General features: G+C 60.3%; 16 protein-coding genes. 4 read left to right on the top strand and 12 right to left on the bottom strand.

Annotation, left to right across the window (positions count from 1 at the left end; all coding sequences use genetic code 11):
* Positions 1 to 2 precede the first annotated feature (2 nt).
* From Asbog_RS06645 to Asbog_RS06635, 3 genes are all read left to right on the top strand, one after another.
* A complete protein-coding gene (locus tag Asbog_RS06645; RefSeq protein WP_062164529.1) occupies positions 3 to 1,508 on the top strand; it encodes a sugar ABC transporter ATP-binding protein in 1,506 nt (501 codons plus the stop codon).
* Complete coding sequence (locus tag Asbog_RS06640) at positions 1,498 to 2,520, top strand: ABC transporter permease (RefSeq protein WP_062164528.1); 1,023 nt, start codon at positions 1,498 to 1,500, stop codon at positions 2,518 to 2,520. Before Asbog_RS06645 ends, Asbog_RS06640 begins: the two co-directional genes overlap by 11 nt.
* A gap of 61 nt (positions 2,521 to 2,581) precedes the next feature.
* The gene (locus Asbog_RS06635; protein WP_062164527.1) at positions 2,582 to 4,303 is read left to right on the top strand and encodes a dihydroxyacetone kinase family protein; all 1,722 of its coding nucleotides are present in this window, start codon (positions 2,582 to 2,584) and stop codon (positions 4,301 to 4,303) included.
* Between the two features lie 210 nt (positions 4,304 to 4,513).
* Here the strand turns inward: Asbog_RS06635 and Asbog_RS06630 are convergent, their stop codons facing one another.
* Positions 4,514 to 5,932, bottom strand: a complete 1,419-nt coding sequence (locus tag Asbog_RS06630) for an amino acid permease (RefSeq protein WP_146926566.1) — start codon at positions 5,930 to 5,932, stop codon at positions 4,514 to 4,516.
* Between the two features lie 199 nt (positions 5,933 to 6,131).
* Positions 6,132 to 6,977, bottom strand: coding sequence for an undecaprenyl-diphosphate phosphatase (locus Asbog_RS06625; protein ID WP_062164525.1), 846 nt, complete (start codon positions 6,975 to 6,977; stop codon positions 6,132 to 6,134).
* Between the two features lie 128 nt (positions 6,978 to 7,105).
* On the opposite strand from Asbog_RS06625, the gene Asbog_RS06620 reads away from it, so the two are divergent.
* Entirely contained in the window at positions 7,106 to 7,558 is a 453-nt protein-coding gene (locus Asbog_RS06620) for an MlaD family protein (RefSeq protein ID WP_062164524.1), read from the top strand.
* A 203-nt stretch (positions 7,559 to 7,761) separates the two neighbouring features.
* Here the strand turns inward: Asbog_RS06620 and Asbog_RS06615 are convergent, their stop codons facing one another.
* From Asbog_RS06615 to Asbog_RS06570, 10 genes are all read right to left on the bottom strand, one after another.
* Complete coding sequence (locus tag Asbog_RS06615; RefSeq protein ID WP_062165758.1) at positions 7,762 to 8,862, bottom strand: hypothetical protein; 1,101 nt, start codon at positions 8,860 to 8,862, stop codon at positions 7,762 to 7,764.
* 61 nt (positions 8,863 to 8,923) lie between these two features.
* Positions 8,924 to 9,520 carry a DedA family protein gene (locus tag Asbog_RS06610; protein WP_062164523.1) on the bottom strand — a complete coding sequence of 199 codons (597 nt, stop codon included), beginning with the start codon at positions 9,518 to 9,520 and terminating at the stop codon, positions 8,924 to 8,926.
* A gap of 112 nt (positions 9,521 to 9,632) precedes the next feature.
* The gene (locus tag Asbog_RS06605; protein WP_062164522.1) at positions 9,633 to 10,394 is read right to left on the bottom strand and encodes an SDR family NAD(P)-dependent oxidoreductase; all 762 of its coding nucleotides are present in this window, start codon (positions 10,392 to 10,394) and stop codon (positions 9,633 to 9,635) included.
* Between the two features lie 336 nt (positions 10,395 to 10,730).
* On the bottom strand, positions 10,731 to 11,720 hold the full coding sequence (locus Asbog_RS06600; RefSeq protein ID WP_062164521.1) for a sugar phosphate isomerase/epimerase family protein: 990 nt from the start codon (positions 11,718 to 11,720) through the stop codon (positions 10,731 to 10,733).
* Positions 11,721 to 11,814: 94 nt separating this feature from the next.
* Positions 11,815 to 12,756 (bottom strand): LysR family transcriptional regulator, encoded by a 942-nt coding sequence (locus tag Asbog_RS06595; protein ID WP_062164520.1) that lies wholly within the window; start codon positions 12,754 to 12,756, stop codon positions 11,815 to 11,817.
* 50 nt (positions 12,757 to 12,806) lie between these two features.
* Positions 12,807 to 14,276: a carbohydrate porin gene (locus Asbog_RS06590; RefSeq protein WP_231944674.1), complete on the bottom strand. Its 1,470-nt coding sequence runs from the start codon at positions 14,274 to 14,276 to the stop codon at positions 12,807 to 12,809.
* Positions 14,277 to 14,389: 113 nt separating this feature from the next.
* Positions 14,390 to 15,370: a 2-hydroxyacid dehydrogenase gene (locus tag Asbog_RS06585; protein ID WP_083510751.1), complete on the bottom strand. Its 981-nt coding sequence runs from the start codon at positions 15,368 to 15,370 to the stop codon at positions 14,390 to 14,392.
* 87 nt (positions 15,371 to 15,457) lie between these two features.
* Positions 15,458 to 16,264 carry a 2-keto-4-pentenoate hydratase gene (locus Asbog_RS06580; protein ID WP_231944673.1) on the bottom strand — a complete coding sequence of 269 codons (807 nt, stop codon included), beginning with the start codon at positions 16,262 to 16,264 and terminating at the stop codon, positions 15,458 to 15,460.
* A 103-nt stretch (positions 16,265 to 16,367) separates the two neighbouring features.
* Positions 16,368 to 17,783, bottom strand: a complete 1,416-nt coding sequence (locus Asbog_RS06575; protein WP_083510750.1) for an MFS transporter — start codon at positions 17,781 to 17,783, stop codon at positions 16,368 to 16,370.
* 329 nt (positions 17,784 to 18,112) lie between these two features.
* Positions 18,113 to 19,135, bottom strand: a complete 1,023-nt coding sequence (locus Asbog_RS06570; protein ID WP_062164519.1) for a LacI family DNA-binding transcriptional regulator — start codon at positions 19,133 to 19,135, stop codon at positions 18,113 to 18,115.
* Positions 19,136 to 19,236: the final 101 nt, after the last annotated feature.

Here is a 19,236-nt window from a genome sequence, read left to right as displayed (position 1 = left end):
CCATGGTCCTTCTCAAGGCAACAGGCATACGAAAGACCTATCCGGGTGTCGTAGCGCTTGACCATATCGACCTGACCCTGGAACCCGGCAAGGTGCATATCCTTGCCGGGGAAAACGGGGCGGGCAAATCTACCCTCATCAAAACTCTTTCCGGTCTGGTCAGACCCGATGAGGGGACATTGGTGATCGATGATGCCGATGCCCTTCACGATCACAAGCTGTTTCGACGGGTGGCCTACGTTCCCCAAGAACTCAATCTCTTCCCCTACCTGACCGTCGCGGAAAACATGTTCATGCCGTTTGCCCGCTCGGGCTTCGGCACGGTCACCGTTTCCGAAAAGGCCATGGAAGCCAAGGCCGCCGAGTATATCGCGCGTTTCGGTATCCACGCGCGGCCCGATCAGAAGGTTGCCGAAATCAGCGTGCCCGATCAGCAGCTTCTGCAGATTGCCCGCGCGGCAACCCAGGAAGATTTCGGGGTCATGATCCTCGATGAGCCGACCTCATCGCTGACAGCCCGGGAGACAGAACAGCTTTTCCGCATCGTATGTGATCTGCGCAACCGGGGCGTGGCCATCGTGTTCGTCTCCCACAAGATGGAGGAAATCTTCGCGCTGGGCGATACGGTCACCGTGCTGCGCAATGGTCGCAGCGTTGGCAGCTTCCCTATGGAGGGCATGACCGAAAACGAACTGATCCGCCTGATGTCGGGCAGTACGGTCAAGCTGGACGAACAATTCCAGTCCGATCCGGCCTCTCGCACGGGCGAGACGATCCTCAAGGTAGATAATCTGTGCGGGCCTGGGTTCGAGGATATCTCCTTTGAATTGAAGAGAGGCGAAATCCTCGGCTTTGCGGGTCTGGTTGGCGCAGGCCGTTCCGAAATCATGCAGGCCATGTTCGGTTTCCGCAAAGTCCGGAGCGGCCAGGTGATGCTCGATGGAAAGGTCATCGCCCCCAACAGGCCGGACAAAGCCGTCAAGGCAGGGATGATCTACCTCTCTGAAGAGCGCAAGCATCACGGTATCTTCCCGATGCTCAGCGTGCGCGAAAATATCGCGCTGGCCGTTACCGATGACATCTCCACGGGCGGGCTGATCTCTCCCAGGCGGGAAAAAGAGATCGTCAGCGAGATCATTCAGCGTTTCGATGTCCGCACCTCGTCGGCGGCGAAGAAGATCATGTTTCTCTCTGGCGGCAACCAGCAGAAAGCGATCATCGGCCGCGCCATGGCACGCAAGCCTCGCCTGCTCATATTCGATGAGCCGACGAAGGGCATCGATATCGGCACCAAGTTCCAGATCTACCGGATCATGCAACGCCTTGCGGAAGAGGGCGTCGGGATCATTCTGGTCTCGTCAGAAATGAACGAATTGCAGCGTTGCGCCACGCGCATCATCACCCTCTATTCCGGCCGTATCAACGGTTCCTTCGAGCACGACAAGACGGATGTCAGCACGCTGGTCGCCTCGATCATCGGCTCACCGGAGACCAGACATGTCGCATGAACCTTCAACGCTTCCTCAGGCCGACAGCACGGCGGTCGTGACGGCCCCCGGCGCGCGCGCCCGCATCAAGGCTCTGGCGGCCAACCCGCTCTGCGGCGTGATCGTGGCGCTGGTAGTCATCTTTGTCCTGTCCTGCTCGCTGTCATCGCACTTCCTGACCGCGTTCAACATGAAGATCATCGCGCGCTCGCTGGCTTTCGTGGGGCTCGTCACGATCGGTCAGGCCATATTGATGATCCTCGGTGAGCTCGACCTCTCCGTTGGTGCCATTGGCGGCCTCGCCGGGGTGGCGGGTGGCCTGCTCATGGTTCAGGCAGGCCTCAACCCGTGGCTTTCCCTCATTCTCTGCCTCGCGCTCGGCACGGGGTGCGGGCTGCTCAATGGCCTGCTCATCACAAGGCTGCGCCTGCACTCCCTGGTGCTGACCATTGGCATGGCCGGTGTCTATGGGGGCGCCAATCTGGTGCTCACCAAGGGCGTGGCAATCACCGGAATCCCGAGTGATATCGGTTTCCTTGGCCGTGGCATGATGTTCGGTCTGCCCGTGCCCTTCGTGATCCTGCTTGTCTGCCTTGCGATCGTTTCCTTTGTCATGATCCGCACCCCGCTGGGGCGCTATGTCTATGCCATTGGCAGCAATAATGCCGCTGCACGGATGCTTGGCATCAGGGTGGACGCCATTCGCGTCTGCGCTTTTGCAACGGCAGGCTTCCTTTCCGCACTGGCAGGTATCGTGATGGTTGCCCGCCTCGGAACAGCCCAGCCTTCCATTGGCGATACCTGGGTGCTTGCCCCCATCGCAGCGGCCGTCATCGGCGGTGTCGCCACGACAGGCGGCCTTGGCAGCCCATTCGGCGCCGTTCTGGGTGCGGTCATCATCGGCATCATCGAGAACGTTATCGTGCTGTTCGGCATCTCTCCTTACTGGCAATCGATCGTCAGCGGCGGGATCGTCGTCGCCGCCATTTCCTTCGACTCAATCGCAAGACGCTATTTCAACCGCGAGGCCTGACAGGGGGCCCCTGCGGGGGTCACCCATTGCCTTCATCGCGGACCCTATCGAGGATATTTTCATGACCAAGATCTGTGGTGACGCCGAAAATTTCGCGACATCGGCCCTGCGTGGCTTTGCCAGCCTCTATCGCGACATCGTCCAGCCGGTCCGTGGCGGCGTGCTGCGCAGTCAGCCCGGCGCCAAGGGCAAGGTGGCTTTGGTGGTTGGCGGCGGGTCCGGGCATTTCCCGGCATTCAACGGCTATGTCGGCACCGGCTTTGCCGATGCTGCTGTAGCGGGCGACGTCTTTGCCTCGCCCTCTACCCAGGCCATCCTGCGCATCGCTCGACAGGCCAATCTGGGTGGCGGCGTTATCCTCGGCTACGGCAATTACGCCGGCGATGTGTTGAACTTCAGTATCGCCGCTGAGCGCCTTCGCGCCGAGGGGATCGATGCCCGCATGATCGCCACGACAGACGACATTGCGAGCGCCCCTGCCGAGGAGGCCAGCAGACGTCGTGGCACGGCAGGCGACGTACCCGTTTTCAAGATCACGGGGGCTGCGGCCGAGGCAGGTCTCTCCCTCGACGAAGTCGAGGCGGTGGGCCAGCGTGCCAATGAGCGCACACGTTCTTTCGGTGTGGCTTTCGACGGGTGCACCCTGCCCGGTGAAACCGAGAAGCTGTTCCATGTCCCGCATGGTCGGGTTGCGCTCGGCCTAGGTGTTCATGGAGAGCAGGGCATTGATGAGCAGAATCTCATGCGCCCCGAAGCCCTGGCTGCCATCCTGTGCGAGCGTCTGCTTAAGGAAGCGCCCCCCAAGGCAGGATCGCGCATCACGGCGCTGCTGAATGGCTTGGGCGGGACGAAATATGAAGAGCTTTTCGTGCTGTGGGAAGCGATCATCCCCTATCTTGAAAATGCCGGATATACTCTGGTCGCACCCATCGCCGGGGAATACATCACCAGCCTCGACATGGCCGGATGCTCACTGACCATCACATGGCTCGATGAAGAGCTTGAGCGTTTCTGGTGTGCCCCGGTGGATAGCGCGGCATTCCGCCGCAACGCGGTGACCCGCGTGCAGGATCATGCCCTGTCGGTGCTGACAGATGCCCCGGCCGTTTACATGAAATCCCTCACCGATGCCGGACGTGATGGCGGTCGCTGTGTGGCCTCCATCATGGTCAAGCTCTCACACGCCCTGACAGAGGCCGAGGCCGAGCTTGGGCAGATAGACGCCCATGCGGGCGATGGCGACCACGGGCAAGGAATGGCCCGTGGGGCAGCTGCCTCGGCCAAGGCCGCGCTGGCCGCTGTTGAGGCCGGGGCGGGCCCTGCGACAGTGCTCGCAGCAGCAGCAGATGCCTGGGCGGATCGTGCCGGCGGCACATCGGGCGCCTTGTGGGGGGCAGGGCTGTTCGCCTTCAGCACGGCCTTCGATGACTCTGCCGTGCCCGATGCCCAGAGCCTTTCAACCGGCCTGCGTCGCGCAATGGAAAAGATTACGGCCCTTGGCAAGGCAAAGCCGGGTGACAAGACCCTTATGGATGCTCTGGTCCCCCTAGTGGAACGCTTCGAGCAGGGTCTGCGCCAGGGAGAAAATGTCTCGAAAGCCTGGAACGAAGCCGCCAAGGCATCAACTACCGCAGCCGAGGCAACAAAAGACCTTCTGCCGCGACTGGGCCGCGCACGCACCCATGGCGAGCGCAGCAAAGGCTATCCTGACGCCGGCGCAATTTCCATGGCGCTCAGCGCCCGCGTCGTGGGTGAGGCGCTTGCGTCGCTCTCTGTGAAGTAACATCGCAAGGTCAAACACGGTGGCTCACAAGGCCGCCGCCTGTACGATTAACTGAAGCAAGCTGGAAAGGGGGGGCTCTCATGCTCCCCTTATTCACGTTCCATGCCCAGCTTATCCACAAGCTTGCCCACGAACGCATCCACCAAATCTGTGGGTAACGTCATGAGCAGTGGGAGAATGGCCCCTCGGCAGATACCCACGCCTCATGCCTCAGGGGGAGGAGGATTCCTCAGTGGCAAAGCGGGAGTTATGCCGGGAGTAGAACCAGTAGGTCGCAAATCCGAGCCCGGCATAAGCAATCAGCAGCAGGGCCGGGACCGGATTGCCGTGCATCAGGGCGCGCGCCATATCGGCAAAAAGCGGCGCAATCATCACGAGGCAGAACAGGATACCCAGCGTAGGGGTGACGCCAATCCACCATCCCCTGATGGTGACGCCTCCCAGCGGAACACTGAAGCTTCTCGGCATATCGGGGTGCTTGTTGCGCTGCCAGATGACCGTGAAGCACACAATACCGAAGGCGGCTGCCGTCCCGATGCTGACAAGATCGCTGATCACGTCAATCGGCAATGTCGCCGTAGCGAGAGCTACCAGAATACCCAGCAGAATCGTCCCGGTCCAAGGCGTGTGGTAGCGCTTGTGCACATACGCAAAGATCGGGGGGAGCAGCCCGTCACGGCTCATGGCGAAGAAGATGCGTGTCTGCCCATAAAGCAGCCCCAGCAAGACCGAGCAAAGCCCGATCGTGGCGCCAAGATTGACGAACAGGGCAAGCCACGGCTGATGCATGGCGCGCACGGCAATTGCGAGCGGATCGGCCACATTGAGCTGCTGATAGGGCACAATACCGATCAGGATGGACGCCACACACACGTAAACGATCGTGCAGATCACAAGGCTGCCGATAATCCCGATCGGCACATCCCGGCGCGGGTTGCGCGCCTCGGCCGATGCTGTCGAGACGGCCTCGAACCCGACATAGGCAAAGAAGATGATCGAGGCCGCACGGAACATGCCGGGGATGCCGTACTGGAACCCGCCGCGATATTCCGGAATGAACGGGTGCCAATAGGAGGGATGCAGCGCAAAAAGACCGCATACGACAAACAGGAAAAGCACCCCAACCTTGATGAACACGATCACCGTGTTGACGCGTGCTGATTCCTGTACGCCGCGCACCAGACAGGCCGTCACCACCGCAATGGCCAGCGTCGCGACCAAGTCAAAGCGCCAGCCCGAGGTGATGGCCATACCGCCGCTTCCCGGCACGGTCTGGAAGGTTGCCTGACTGAGTGCCGCCGGGACATGCATGTTGAAGCTTGAAAGCAGGCTCGTGGCGTAACCCGACAGGCCGGACGCGACAGCGGCACAGGAGATGCCGTATTCGAGCAGCAGCAGCCACCCGACCGTCCAGGCCGCTTTCTCACCCATCGACACATAGGCGTAGGAATAGGCCGATCCCGAAACAGGCAGGCTGGAGGACAGTTCGCCGTAGGAGAAAGCCGTAAAGAGACAGGCCAGCGCCGCGATGATGAACGAGACAAGAATGGACGGCCCCGCATACTCGGCGGCGGCCGTGCCGGTCATGACATAGATGCCAGCGCCGATCGTGGAGCCGACACCGAGCATCACAAGCTGCGTGGCAGTCAGCGAGCGCTTGAGCCCGTTGGTTTCGTAATCAGCCGTGACCTGTTCGAGCGTCTTGCGTCGGCTTGCGGAATTCGATGCGGAGGGTGGAGGTTCGGCCAGGTCAGGAATGATACTAATCGCCCATAGAGGAAAAGCCGATCATGCCGGATCGGCTGTCAAAGTGGAAATTATTTCGTTATCAAAAGAGAACGAGTGCGACGAGGGAGACGGCACCGGCTCCCATGCAATAGAAGGCGAAAGGCGACAACGCCCAGCGCTCATGATTGCGGAAATAACGCAGCAGAACAGCCGTACTGATGAGCGCCGTCACGCCCGCCGCGATAGCCGCGATGATGGAAATGCGGATCATGTCCGGGCTGACACTCATATGACGGAGCTGCCACGCCTCATGCACCGTCGCCGCCAGAACCGCAGGCTGCGCCATGAGCAGCGAGAACCGGGCAGCTGTCTCGTGATTGAGCCCGCAGACAAGCCCCGCGTTGATGGTCGAACCCGAACGCGAGATGCCAGGGAAGAGCGCCAGACACTGCCATAGCCCGATGACAACCGCATCGCGGGCCGACATATCGGCAATGGCACGCTGGGGCATACGCCCCTTGTAAGACCGCATCCACTCGGTAACGAGCAGGATCACGCCGTTCAGGATCAGGAAGATCGCCACAGCGGCGGGCGTACCGAAAATGACCTTCAGCTTGTGCTCGAACGCCGCACCGAAGATGACCACCGGTATGGTAGCCACAACCAGAAGCACCAGAATACGGATGGCTTCCTCTCGACGGGCAGCACCATGCAGCCCGATTGCACCGGTGAAGATGGCCAGCCAGTCACGCCAGAAGAAGCAGAAAAGCGCAACCAGCGTGCCAAAATGCAGCATCGTCAGAAATGGTAGGAATAGCTCGCTCCGCTCGTCCAGATTCCAGTGAAGCAGGGCGGGAAGGAGGACTGCATGGCCGAGACTGCTCACGGGGAAGAGTTCGGTCAGTCCCTGGACGATGGCCAGAACCAGTGCTTGAAGCAGCGTCATGTCAGCTCAGTATGAAATAAATGTTTCCATCTCCTGCCTTACTGCGGCACGGATCGCAAGCCCGCGCTTGACCGTCACCGCAACTCGGGCGAAGAGTTCCGCTGATATAACAGGCAGGTGACGCAGATATGGCAGCAAAAAACCGGGGCGGCGCGATTCTGGCCAGCACAATGGTGCTGGCTATCGCGGCAGGCTTTGCTGTCTTTGCCGTGGCACAGCGGCATGGCCCGTCAGGAGACACCCAGAAGCTTCATGCCCACTTCGTTTCTGCCAATGGGCTGGACGCAGGCGCTGCCGTCGTGCTGGCAGGCGTCCGTGTCGGCACGGTCCAGAAAATCAGCCTCGACCCGGCCACACAGATGGCGCAGGTCGATTTCTCCATCGACCGCCATCTGTCGCTGCCTTCAGACACGATCCTGACGATCGCGGCCCCGACGATGACCTCGGAAAATGCTCTGGCCATCGAGCCTGGCAAGTCCCGTGAGCGTTTGCCCTCAGATGGTACCATCACCAACACCCAGGCGCCCACATCGCTTGAGCAGCAGGTCAGCAACTATATCTTCGGGTCCGGCCTCCAGTAGGCCGCATCGCCCCTGAATGGGGGTGATCCAACAAGGCGGGCAGGGGGGGCTGAGGCACCGCGCGCAGGCTTGTGTACGTATCCATAGCACCCGCAAAAATCGTCCGGCCTGCCAACCAGGGCGGTTTCAGCAAAACGCTATCTAGCTGAAGCTGGCGCTCGGGACGACAGCCATCAATCTGCGTCCGATACTGTCGAATACCCTCAGTCGTTGAGGGGGTAGAGTGCGAGAAGGCGTCTTTGCTTGCGCCAGTAGCGCAGCATCGTATAGGCCCCACAGGTTTTCCAGCCTCGTGCCCTGTTCATCGCCCCGACACGAAACGCCATGCGATAGTGATAGAATTGCGCGCGATACGCCTCCCACAGCGTCGTGCGTGAATCCCATATATGTGTGGCCTCGGATCCGACGCCGTTGAGTTCGATGATCTCGAAATCCTCACCGCGTCGCAAAGCCTCGATCGAGGCCGCCTTGACGTCGATACGACCGAAATGGAATTCGCGGATATCGCCGATAATCTCGTCAAGGCGACGTGTGAGCGCGGGAGTGGCATCGGCACAACCGTTGCGGAAGATAGAGCCCTTGCAGTGGTTGCCGGTAAAGACAAGCTGCACCGGTTCCCCCTTGGCGGGAACCGTGTCGAGACGATCCTTGAGGCGCGGCAGATAGATGTCGGGCAGCAGATTGGTTCGCGTATCGCGCGCAATGAGCTCGCGTATGGTTGCAACTCCGTCTCCCTCAAGGATCGGCGCCTCCTTGTAGGTAATCGAGGTGATGCGCCCTGAGGAAGCGCCCGGCTCACGGATATAGAACAGTCCAGCCTCGACAGGCCCGGTGGCGAGTGCCTGCGCCATGATACGCACATTAGAAGGAAACGTATCGAGCACCCCGAGCAGCGCGTCCTCACTCCGGACGAGCTTTACCCCGGTTCCGTTGCACCCGATATCCGGCTTGATCACGGCTGGAAAATCGATGCCCTTCGTCCTCATGGCGGCGACCAAGTCACGCGCATCGTCCTTGCGGCGTCCCTTGCGCAGCATCTGCGTGACATAGGGCGCGATCCAGCGTGTAGCGACCGGACCGGCCAGATCGAGGATACCGCTCTTGCTTTCGCCACACAGCCCGCCAGTTTCGATCAGGGGGTTCGCCGCACTGGGTACGCTGAAATCGCCATAACGCAGGCCGAGACCGATCCAGTACAGAACGATCGGCGTATAGAAGATCGACCCGGGCCAGAACTCGAACAACGAGAGTGGATGCGGCTCCTTCTTTGTTTCTCCCTGTCGGGTTGTGGTCTCTGCGTCCATGCCGGTGTCATCGCGATCGAGAGAGTCGGGCAATCCGTGTGTCGTCTGAAGCATCTGCCACTCAGTCACTGAAAGTCTGGAACCGGGCGATCAGGCGCCCGACGAAAAGGATGGTCAGTATGAACCCCGCGATGCCAAACCAGCGCCAGCTCGCCATATGGACCGACATCCAGCCACCCACATGCAACGACACGCTGAAAAGGAGCGAGGTCCAGATCAATGTAGCGACTACCGCGCTGGCCGCAAACGCGCCGAAGGGTGCCCGGAAAAACCCGCAAGCCGTATAGAGCGGCAGGCGGGCCCCGGGGATGAAACGGCTTATCACGACGGTGCGTACGACGTTGCGGTGAAACCAGCTGCGCCCCTTGTCATGACGCGGCATAGTCAGCCAGCGCCGGGCAGGGGGCCATTTGGCGCCCACAGCACCCAGGCCATAGAGCCCGAGATCGCCCACAGCCACGCCGATATAGAGGGAGACAAGCGCCAGCGCGACGCTGAGACGGCCATCATCCACCGCCATGGCCGCAATCATGGTCGTGGCATCCTCGAGGATGAATGTGCCGATGATGACAGCCAGTCCCTTGGACCACCACGCCGCACCGGCAATCGAGAGGAGGTGGTAGAGCGAACTGCTATGAAGAGGGGTGCCATCGGACATGGCGCATCATGTGCCACGGCAACCCCCAAAACGCCAACAGGGCAATTGCGAATCGCTCCCGACTTGCAGCGTTCGATTGTAACACCCTGCGGCGACGGAACGCCGCCGTAACCTATTGGAGATTTACAAAGCAGCCGCCATCGACCAGCAGGGCGGCACCCGTGACATAGCTGGCAAGCGACGAGCCCAGAAAGACGATTGGCCCCGCCAGATCTTCCGGCTCGCCCAGCCTGCCGAGAGGAATACGCGCGATCATTGCGCTGGCCTTCCCCTCGTCGGCGAGATCCTCCTGATTGATTGGCGTCCTGATGGTACCGGGCAACACTGAGTTGCAGCGAATGTTATGTGGCCCCAGAGCAATGGCTGTTGACTGCATCAGCGAGTGAACGCCGGCTTTGGTGGGCGTGTAATGTGTCTGGAATTCCCCTCCAACCAGAGCCGAGATGGACGACACCGCAATGATCGCCCCACCGCGCCCCTGTCGGACCATCTGATTGGCCGCCGCCTGCACCATGAAATAAGCCCCAAGCAGATTAACGCCGATCGTCTTCTTCAACACGTCTGGCGGAAGGTCGAGAAAAGCGTGGAACGGGCAGATCCCAGCATTGCTGACAAAAACGTCCAGACCGCCCAGTTGTGACTCGATAGTGCTCATGAAACGGACTGCCGTTTCCGGCTCGGCCACATCGCCCTGCAGGTACAAAGCGCGCCGCCCGGTAACCTCGATCTCATCGAGAAGACTGCGGACAGTCTCGGGGGCCACGATATCGGTTATGGCGACGTCAGCCCCCTGCCGCGCTGCCTCCAGGGCCGCAGCCTTGCCGATGCCTGAAGCGCCACCTGTAATCGCGAGTACCTTACCTTCAAGCAGCATGAGCTTCGTCTCCTTCTATCCGGTCGCGTGTCGGACCTGCACGCCTTGGCCTTGACGGCGATAAGTCGCATTGCGGGCTGACCATATCTCCATGCCCCCCCCCCTGAACCCTGACTTCCGTTTGATGGACCAGGTTCAGGATTGGCCCTTGCGAGCCAGCCGGGGGTGCTCCCTCAAATCGCGTTGTAGCGGCGGCGGAGCACCATGCTCAATTCAGCTCTGCGCGAGCCCCGAAGGCGATGGACATGATACTCCTGAGGGAAAAGCAATGCTGATCATTGGCTACTCCGGCGCGGAACCATTCCGCCCGACCGGCCCAGTTCTCCTGTGCCAAACCTAGAGCGGCAGGATCTGGCGCAGATAGTCGCGGTTGCGCGCCGCTACACTCAGGCCGTCACCGCCATAATGCTCGACCAGAAACGGGCTTGAGTACCCATATTCCAGCGCCATCGCGATGGCGGCCCGGTAGCTGATCACACCCTGCTCCATCGGCGCTGGCGCGGTAACGATCATCCCGGTCGTCGCATCTTCGGTACGCAGGTAGTTCTTCACATGCCAGTAGCGCAGATAGGGTGCGAGCTTCACCATCATGCTGTGCCAGTGCTCGACCGGACGATGCAGCCGTACAAGGTTGCCAATATCAGCATTGATCCCGCAGGCAGGGTGATCGACATCCTGAATGAAGCGAACGCTGGAATCAGCCGTTCCGAGATAGGTGTCCTCATACATTTCGAGCGAGAGTGTCACGCCCACGCTTGCTGCATGGTCGGCAAGTTCGCGGATACGTGAAACCGCCTTTTGCCAGACAGCCTTATCTTCCGGGTCACGATGACCCTGAGCGGTCCAGAACCAGAGCGCCTTCTTCTGGGCATCGTTCAGCGCTGTTGCGAAGCCAACCGCGATTTCGCTTGCGCCCATCTCCGGCGCCACATCGATCACCCGATGGATATAGGCCAGATAGGCATCGGCCTTCGCCGGGTCAGGATCAATCACGGAGCGTCGCGATGTCGAGATTGCGGGGATCGTCAGGCCGGCATTGGTGCAGAGCGCCAGAAACTCGCGTCGGCGTGCTGGCGTCAGGTCTGCCACACGCAGCCAGCTATCTGTCGGGTCGATTTCCGTGAATCCTGCACGGGACACCTCCGATATCGCCTTGGCCCAACCCTCGGTGGGTTGATCCTGCACCGAACTGCCATCTGCCAGAATGGCGGGATACTGGATCATGGCCGCAGCAATCGGCCAGTTTTTTGCGTTGTAGCGGTTTTCGGATTTATTGCCTGTCGCTGTGGATCGGGGGGTGGGGGCGTTCTCAACCGGGGCGGACATGATCACATTCCTTGCAACGATGCGTCCGGCACATTGAGAGTCGGTACCAGACACGGCCAAGCAAAGACGGTGCAGATGGTCTTGTCGATCAGAGTTATCCGATGCCGCTATCGGCTTTTCCGATAGCCCGCTCCCGCAAAGCCTCCCACACGAACTGTGCTGCGGGTGACAGGGCACGGTCTCGCATCCGAATGAGGTGATAGGGCCCGATGATATCAGGCAGCGAAACCGGCAATTCGCCAATCATGCCCGTGTTCTTAAACATCCTGAAAAGCGAGCGGGGCAGGACCGAGACCATGTCGGATTGCGTGAGCAGGTCGATCGTCGCGAGAACGGAGGAAAGTTCGGTCAGGCGCCGGGGCATGGGTAATCGCGCCATCGTGAATATTCCCTCGAAGGCACGACGGAGCGGGCTGGGCTGCATCTGCACGATCCATCGCTGCTGTATCAGCGCATCAAGGTCGAGCGCCTCCGCCTGGAACAGGATATTGTCGCACCCGGCAACTACCAGGAGCGGCTCATCGGATATCTCCTCAATGGTAAGGAGATCATGGCCGATGCCCTTCATTGGGCGACCTAAGGCGATATCGATCCGCCCCGATTGCAAAAGGGGCATGAGATCATCGCTGGTGGTCACCCTGAGGGTAAGACTGATCTCGGGGTGGCTGCGCGTTGTTGACGCCAGAACCGGGGTCACAATCTCATGGAGTGCGGCGCCAATCGCGCCAATACTGACAGTCCCTGTCAGCCCGCGTTTGACGGCCTGGAGATCCTCACGCAGGCGCCCGAGATCAGCCAGAATTTTTTCGGCGTGACGTATCGCAACCCGTCCGGCGTCAGTCGGAGTCAGACCGTGGGAATGCCGCTCAAAGAGCTGTGCGCCGAGGTCGTCTTCCATATCCTGCAACAGTTTCGATGCGGTTGGCTGCGACAGGTTGAGTGAGCGCGCCGCACGGTTGAGCGACGGCTCAAGGCTGATCTGCTGCAGAAGCAGGAGCTGCCTGAATTTCAGCCTGAATATAAGCGCGTCCATCATAAGCAGAAGGTGACGGCTTTGCTGCCCTCTGTCACCTCACAACCTTACCGTCAGAGCACGGCATGAATCTTGAGGCCGATTGCATCGACCTGCGGTTTGTCCGCCTGCAGATTGGTGCGCCAGATATGCTGATAGTCAGGCTGGATCGAAAGCCCACGGAAAGCATGAATGCTGTAGGTCGCCTCGAACGTCATCAGATGGCTTTGCGGGTAGGTGGCAGAACCCGGCAGGGAAAGTCCGCGCCGGTATCGTATCCATTGTGACGCCACAAGCTGGCGACTGGCGAAGGTCTCTGACCACTCGAGGCCAAACGTATCTTTCGGACGTGACGGAATGATCCCGCGATCGACAATCCCGGCATAGACCTGCCAGTCATACACACTGTTCTGGCCCTCGCTTTTCGTCGCACCCGCGAGCGCATAGAGCCCCTGCAACGGGCCATGGCCATTGCGTATCAGCATCTGGTCACCTTGCAGCCAGATCTGCGTCTTGCCATTGGTCCAGCGATACGGCTGACCCGTTGCGGCAGCGGCATTCATATTGTTGTCGTAATAGAGATCGCGATAATTCGAGGAATCATAGGCCACACCAAACTTGTAATGCCCGACAAGCTGGCTTTTGCCGAAGGACGGGATCAGACCGATCTCTGTGGGCACATAAACGCCGGTATAGAGCTCTGTACCCATCCTGAAACCCGTGCGGTCATACTGGTTGGAATTGAGATACGGATTGACGCCGTATAACCCCGACTGGACATAAATGCCGTGCAGCGGCCAGTAACGCACACGCGTTCCCCAGGTCGAGCCCGGATAGGTGCCATAGCCCGCGGCTGTGCGCGTCAGCGATTTCGGGATGCCGCAATTGGATTTGTTCATGAAGGTGCAGAACAGGGGCGAATTGGCGAAGTCGATATTGACGGGCATCTTGCCCAGCGCAATCTGCATGCGGTTATGCAGCAGATCCTGCGTGCCATAGACATAGACAAGATGCACCCCGACATTGCCGCCGCCGCCATAGATTTCCTGAAACCCGTTCAACGAGCGTTCACCCAGATCGGACGCCAGATTATGCCCGGCACGATTGACGATGACCGCATGGGTAATGAACCCTCGCCAGCCCACAAGTCTGGACCAGTCAAGATCAAGCTCAACGCCGATCTGATGGGCGTAGCCCGTGTCGCCTGCATGACCGGCATTGAGCACCATGGCACTTTCGCTGGTATAGTCAGCCACAATGCCAATGCCCTTGCGATTGAGGCGCTTGATCAGCCGCTCCCACGGCAGAACCATGCTTTCGACCGGGGGCGTAAACGCCGTATTGGCGTAGGAAGTCGGTGTATCAAGGGCAAAAAGCGGCGCGGTTTCGGAGATCGGCCCGCGATACTGCGCCCAGGCATTCTGGGTCAGCGCGAGGCATAGGAGGCCGCACCCCAGACCCGCCGGGAGGAGCCCCGCGCGACGGACGAGCGGGTTCATTGACCGCGCGACTGGCGCGGTCCTTAGCAAGAAACTCGTTTTCATGAGCGTCTATCCTTGCCTGCGCCTTACCGGGCGCAGATCACGGTCACACAGCCTGCTGCCCAACCCCACGCAGGCTTTTCACCTCGTGGTTGCAGGCGCTGGTCTGGCGCTGCCTAGGTTGCGGGTTCGGCCTCGCGCGCCGCTACAGGCGCCGAGGGCGCAGGAACTGTTGCAGGGAACACAGGCGTCAGTAACGGGGTACCTGCGAAATGAGCCGCCAGATTATCCAGCACGAGCCGCCCCATAGCGGTACGCGTCTCGATGGTGGCGCTGGCGCGGTGCGGTTGCAGCACGACGTTACTCATGGTCGTGAGCGCCTGCGGCACATGCGGCTCATCAGCAAACACGTCGAGCGCGGCGCGGCCAAGCCGCCCGTCCTGTAGCGCCCTGACAAGAGCCTCCTCATCGACCACGCTGCCACGCGCCACGTTCACCAGAAGCCCCTCAGGCCCGACAGCCTCGATAATATCCTCGCTGATCAGATGGCGGGACTGCGCCCCGCCTGAGGCCGCAACAACCAGAACGTCGCTGGCTTCAGCAAGCGCCTTGAGGTCAGCCACGAACGGAATCCCCGGCAGGGAGAGGTCCCTGCGGCTGAAATACGAAACCGGCATGGAGAAGGCCTGCGCCCGCCGCGCGATGGCCTGCCCGACCTGACCCATGCCCACAATGCCGAGTTTCGCCCCGCTGACCTTGCGCGATAGCGGCAATCCCTTGCTACCCCATAGCCCTTGTCGCACCAGCGCATCGCCGGGCAACAGGTCCCGCAGGGCTGACAGCAGAAGGGCCATCGCGAGATCGGCCACATCGTCGGTCAGCACATCACGCGTGACGGTCACGGCGATATTGCGGCGCGCAGCCTCGACCAGATCAACCGCATCCGTACCGATACCGTTAATGGTGATGATCTCCAGATCAGGCAGCGCGTCCATCAGCTTGCGAGGCAGCCCCGTACCGCCGCCGGTCACCACCCCGCGTATCGATACGCCCGAAGGTAGCGTCTCACCATTCCAGCGATGAAGCACGTAGCCCTGCTCAAGCTCGGCTTCCACAAATGGCATCATGGGCTCGATAAGAAGGATATGAGGTTTCACGGGAATGTCCTGTCTCTGGAAGAAAGTCTGGGTCCGACCCGATTGACGGGTTGATTTGTGCCTGGTGAGCCGATGTCAGCGCATCTGTCAGGGCAACTCGACCGTAACGGGGGGAAGATGGGCGATTCTTGCCGTGGCCGTCATGCCCGGTGGGACGAAAATGGTGTCGGTCATCGAGCCCGTTGTGATCATGCAGCCCGCCATGAGTGGGATACCTCTTCCAATTGCGTGATTGGCCAGCCAGACCAGCAAACGACGCGGATCGCCCGCCGAATTGCCCCCGATATGCTCGATCACACGACCATCACTGAAAGCGAGACGAACCGTCTCGCAAACAGGGCTGAGACGCTGCCACGCCCTCGCACCCTGGCCGATTACAAGTGCGCCGTGGCTCCCCTGATCAGCCAGATGCACGAGCCGTGGCTGGGAGCCGGGCCGCACGAAACGCGTGTCGATGATCTCGATGGCGGTATGGACACTGTCGATGGCGTCAATCACCTCGCCCAGCGACCAGGGCCGGTCGCGCCATGGCAGGTCACGGCCGAGACGATAGACGATTTCCGCTTCCACCCCGCGATGACGACACAGACCCGGTGCCAGCGTCGTATCGCCGTTAAAGAGGGTCGCTTCATGCAAAGGCGCTGCGAACGGAAGCCCGGTGGGCGAGGGCGCGCCAACTTTCCAGCCTATGATGTTGCCCTGATCGGCAATCAGAGCAGCGGCGACAGCGTCCTGTATGCGATAGGCGTCGTCCTCTGTCCGTGGAACCTCACTGTCGTCCAGCGCCTGCAGCGGGGCGCGTGTTTGGCGACCATTCAACAGACGCACAGCAGCTGAATCCGTATCGCAGGCAGGGGAGATCTCACCGGGAGGTGCGAGGTCGAGCGTGATCATGCGGAAACTCCCGTTCGATCAGAAAAGTGAACAATAAGCGGTGCGATGAGGCACGGACTCACAACAGCCCATGCTAAGGCCATGATCGCGTATCTGAGGCTCTTCACAGCGCATCTTCCTGCGCCATCAGATCGCGTCCTCTGGTTTCGGGCACATAGAAAGTCGCGAGGATGGCAAGGCAAGCCAGAAAGACGACATAGACGGACAGCGGGATCCAGGCGTATTTGCCACTCCCTACGCCGCCAATATTAAACCTTGCGAACATCGCGATGAGAAATTGCCCGACCATTGGCGATACGCCACCCGCGATGACGGAAGAGAATTCGCGTGTGAACGAGACAGCCGTGTAGCGATGGCGCAGCCCGAACATTTCGGGCAGCAGGGCCCCTTGCGTGCCGAACATTCCCCAGGTTGCTACCCCGAGCGCGAAGGAAAGGGCGATCGCCGAGGGGATAGGGTGGCCCTGACTGAATACATACCAGACGGGCAGGGCGCTGACGGCCTGAAGCAGCGCAAAGCCACGATAGACACGCACACGCCCGAAGCGATCGCTCAGCCACCCTGCAACGGGGATGGTCACGCCGCCCACAAGTGCCGCGCCAATCAGGACCAGGGTGCCCCACTGGCTGTTCATGCCGATTGTGTGCACGAGATAGCTGATGGCGAGCACCTGATAGATCGACGAGCCCCCGTTCTCGGCCATACGTAAACCCATTCCGGCCAGGATCGGCCGCCATGAGGTCGTCAGCGTCTCACGCAGCGAGCCGGTCTCCTCATGACGCTCATCTTCCTTGATCTTGGCGAAAGTCGGTGACTCCTTGAGCCTCATGCGCATGTAAAGCGCTATGAGAAGCAGGACAGCACTGCCGACAAAGGGAACACGCCAGAGCATGGTCTGGGTGATATCCGGAACACCGGTCAGCATGGCATAATAGATGAGTCCGGCCGAGACCGTCCCGATCTGGATGCCTAGAAAGGGCAGGGCCGCGTAGTAGCCACGACGCTTGCGCGGGGCACACTCGGTCATCATGACGGCAGCCCCGGCCTGCTCCGCGCCCGCGCCGAAGCCCTGCGCCATACGCAGGAAAACGAGCAGAAGGGGCGCCATGATGCCGATGCTCTTGTAAGTCGGGATAAGGCCGATAAAGGCGCTGGCAAGCCCCATCAGCGTGACAGTGAGCAGCAATACGCGCTTGCGACCGTAGCGATCGCCCAGACGACCAAAGAAGATCCCGCCTAGAGGACGCACCGCAAAACCGATAAAATAGGTGGCGAAGCTCGCTACCAGACCGAGGCCGGGAATATTGCTCGGGAAAAAGAGCGGGGCGAAGATCAGGGCAGAGGCGAGGCTATAGAGCGCAAAGTCATAGTACTCCATCGCGCTACCAATCGAGCAGGTCCAGGCGGCCCGGCGCAGTTCCTGAGCCGACATCTCGGGGCGCAGCGCGTCGTTGGCCTCGGTTGGAGGAGAACGCATGGCGACCGTTGCGCTGTTTCGCTGAAGAGCCAGACTCACCATCAGACTTTCTCCGCACTGTGAGGAGACACAATGTGGAGGTCATTTCCGGGGCGCTGAACGAGGCTCGACGTAAGCTGGAATAAAGTCATCACATACCGCCTTGCTTCACTCCATCGACCGCCACGAAACCATTTAGATCGATCCAAAAGGAAATTATCAGACGATCTCGGAGGCTTAACCGCGGGGATGGAGGAGACTTTTGTGGAACTTACAATTCTGTAATGACTGTTGAACGCTTTTTCGAAACAAAAGTCACACCCTAAATGTGACACATCTATCAATGATCTGTGATGCGGCGTTAAATCGCTGCCACGATCAGACTTGGCTGATCACGCGCTTTCACGCAAAATCAGCTCCGGTACGATGACTTGCCTTTCCTCGCGCCGTGCAGGTCGTGTCATCCGCTTTTGAAGGAGGCGCGCCGCGGCAGCCCCGACCAGCCGTGGCATTGTGGCGATCGTGGTCAGCGCGGGATAGGAGGCAGATGCCGCGGGAAGATCATCCATGCCGATCACGGCAAAACCGCTTCCTACATGGTTGCCCATCACGACACCGCGCCGACGAAGCTGGTTCATCAGCGCGAGCGCCATGATGTCATTGTAGCAGATGGCAGCTTCTGGCGGTCCAGGAGAGTCCAGAAGGGCATCAACCTTGCGCTCATCGTAGCGGCTGTCACGCGTGCCATCGATGATCGCCACATCCAACAGACCCAGGCGAGCCGCCGCCTCACGGAATCCCTGCACGCGCGCCAGAGCTGCGGAATGCGTTTCCATATTCCCCACATAAACCACCCGCCTCCGCCCTGTGCTGACGAGATAGGCGAGGGCCGCATCGATCCCGGCAGCATAATCGACAGTCACGTAGTCACGCTGGACGCCAGGCACCTCACGCAATACCTGAACAAAGGGCAGGCCTAGCCGGTCCAGCTCCGCTATCAATGCGGAATCACTGCCGATCGCCGGGCAGATGATCAGGCCGTCGATGTTGTGTTCGCGCAGGCGCTGGATCTGCTTCGCCTGTCGTTCCGGCGACTCACCGCTATTGGCGATGAATGACACGATCTCTTGCGCGTCATTTACCTCCTCCACGCCTGCCGTCAGCGTGCTGAAGAATGGGTTGGCAATATTCGACAGGACAAGACCGATGGTTCCCGTGCGGTTCTGCCTCAGATTGGCCGCGCCACGATTGTAGATGTAGCCAAGGCTCTGCATGGCAGCCTGGACCTTCTCGCGCGTTGCCGCGGCAACCAGCGGGCTGTTGCGCAACACGAGAGAGGCCGTCGCGCGTGAGACACCGGCCTCACGCGCGACATCAAGCAGATTGACAGAGACGCCGCTCTGATCAGACTTCATGCGTTAAAGACCTCACAGTTCGAAAATGATCGGTTAACAAAATAGACGAAAAGACGCAGGAAGATCGGTTAGACTCCAGAATAAATCCCGTACCTTCGGTA

This window comes from Asaia bogorensis NBRC 16594 (genome assembly GCF_001547995.1).
Classification (GTDB): Bacteria; Pseudomonadota; Alphaproteobacteria; order Acetobacterales; family Acetobacteraceae; genus Asaia; species Asaia bogorensis.
Note: the sequence above shows the minus strand (reverse complement) of the source record. Positions and strands in the feature narration are given on the sequence as shown.

Coding starts and splice junctions, on each gene's coding strand:
- Asbog_RS06590 (WP_231944674.1), bottom strand. CDS start 14,276: ATGAAAACGAGTTTCTTGCTAAGGACCGCGCCAGTCGCGCGGTCAATG.
- Asbog_RS06575 (WP_083510750.1), bottom strand. CDS start 17,783: ATGGTGAGTCTGGCTCTTCAGCGAAACAGCGCAACGGTCGCCATGCGT.
- Asbog_RS06610 (WP_062164523.1), bottom strand. CDS start 9,520: ATGTCCGATGGCACCCCTCTTCATAGCAGTTCGCTCTACCACCTCCTC.
- Asbog_RS06640 (WP_062164528.1), top strand. CDS start 1,498: ATGTCGCATGAACCTTCAACGCTTCCTCAGGCCGACAGCACGGCGGTC.
- Asbog_RS06605 (WP_062164522.1), bottom strand. CDS start 10,394: ATGCTGCTTGAAGGTAAGGTACTCGCGATTACAGGTGGCGCTTCAGGC.
- Asbog_RS06635 (WP_062164527.1), top strand. CDS start 2,582: ATGACCAAGATCTGTGGTGACGCCGAAAATTTCGCGACATCGGCCCTG.
- Asbog_RS06620 (WP_062164524.1), top strand. CDS start 7,106: ATGGCAGCAAAAAACCGGGGCGGCGCGATTCTGGCCAGCACAATGGTG.
- Asbog_RS06625 (WP_062164525.1), bottom strand. CDS start 6,977: ATGACGCTGCTTCAAGCACTGGTTCTGGCCATCGTCCAGGGACTGACC.
- Asbog_RS06630 (WP_146926566.1), bottom strand. CDS start 5,932: ATGCTCGGTGTCGGCTCCACGATCGGCGCTGGCATCTATGTCATGACC.
- Asbog_RS06645 (WP_062164529.1), top strand. CDS start 3: ATGGTCCTTCTCAAGGCAACAGGCATACGAAAGACCTATCCGGGTGTC.
- Asbog_RS06615 (WP_062165758.1), bottom strand. CDS start 8,862: ATGGACGCAGAGACCACAACCCGACAGGGAGAAACAAAGAAGGAGCCG.
- Asbog_RS06570 (WP_062164519.1), bottom strand. CDS start 19,135: ATGAAGTCTGATCAGAGCGGCGTCTCTGTCAATCTGCTTGATGTCGCG.
- Asbog_RS06595 (WP_062164520.1), bottom strand. CDS start 12,756: ATGATGGACGCGCTTATATTCAGGCTGAAATTCAGGCAGCTCCTGCTT.
- Asbog_RS06600 (WP_062164521.1), bottom strand. CDS start 11,720: ATGTCCGCCCCGGTTGAGAACGCCCCCACCCCCCGATCCACAGCGACA.
- Asbog_RS06580 (WP_231944673.1), bottom strand. CDS start 16,264: ATGATCACGCTCGACCTCGCACCTCCCGGTGAGATCTCCCCTGCCTGC.